Below are 1,134 nucleotides of genomic sequence, written 5' to 3'. Positions count from 1 at the left end.
CAGGGCTGTTTCAAAGTCGGGGTCGTGGTGCATCAGCGCTGATCACAGCCCTGTAGCGATCCGGTCGAAGCCCCCACCAACGAGCAACGGAGCCCGCTAGAAGATCAGGGACTCTCACATCTCTGATTTCCAAGGGACTCCGTTGCGCCCCCGGTCTGCCACGCCCACTGTCGCCCCTGTCGACCTTCTCGGCAAACTCGCGGCCCTGGACGATCCCCGCTCACCGCGAGGACGCCGCCACAGCCTGGCCAGCGTCCTGCTGTGCGCCCTGTCCGCGATGGTGGCAGGAGCCCGCCACCTGCGGGCCATCGGCCAGTGGGCCGACGCCGCACCGCAACACACCCTGGCCCGGTTGGGCTGCCGGATCACCTGCCCCGCCCTGGGAACGCGCACCGCTCCGTGCCCGGCGACCATCCGCCGCGTCCTGCTCGCCCTGGCCCCGAGACCCTGGCCGCCCTGGCCAAGCCCGAGACCCTCGAGGTGGTGGCGGTGGACGGCAAGACCCTGCGCGGATCGGCCACGTCCACCGAGACGGCGGTGCACCTGCTCGCCGCCCTGACCCCCGACCGGGACCTGGTCGCGCAGGTGCGGGTACCGGCGGGCACCAGCGAGATCGACGCCCTGACGACCCTTTTGGCGGGTGTGGACCTGGCCGACGCCGTGGTCACCGCCGATGCCCTGCACACCCGGACCGACACCGCCTCGTACTTGGTGGAGGAGTTGCACGCCGACTATGTGTTGACCGTCAAACGCAACCAGAAAGCCCTGTTCGAGCAGGTAGCAGCGCTGCCTTGGGCTCAGGCCCCCACCTTGGGCGCCACCCGGGACCGCGGCCACGGGCGAGCCGAGACCCGTACTGTCAAGGCCATCGACCTCGCCGGACGGACCGGTTTCCCGCACGCGGTCCAGGCGGTACGCGTGCGCCGCTACGTGAGGGATCTACGCACCGGGGAAGTGTCGTGGACCTGCGCGTATGCGGTGACCTCGCTGGAGGTCGGGCAGGCGGACGTAGCCCGGATCGGTGCGCTGGTGCGGAGACATTGGGGCATCGAGGCCTGGCATCACGTCAAGGACGTCACTTTGGGTGAGGGCGCCTGCAAGGTCCGCTCCGGGCACGCTCCCGACAACCTGGCC

Annotated in this window: 1 protein-coding gene and 1 pseudogene; both read left to right on the top strand. The window is 70.0% G+C overall.

The genetic code is table 11. The features are described from left to right. Window positions 1–142 precede the first annotated feature (142 nt). Window positions 143–382 (top strand): annotated as a pseudogene (locus DVR05_RS27670) (transposase family protein); the annotation flags it as partial. A gap of 17 nt (window positions 383–399) precedes the next feature. Further along, window positions 400–1,134 (top strand): ISAs1 family transposase (locus DVR05_RS26090; protein ID WP_232832348.1); only part of this gene is annotated, 735 nt, incomplete at its 3' end.

It is taken from the genome of Nocardiopsis sp. FIRDI 009 (assembly GCF_003386285.1).
In the GTDB taxonomy this organism is placed as follows: Bacteria; Actinomycetota; Actinomycetes; order Streptosporangiales; family Streptosporangiaceae; genus Nocardiopsis.
Note: the sequence above shows the minus strand (reverse complement) of the source record. Positions and strands in the feature narration are given on the sequence as shown.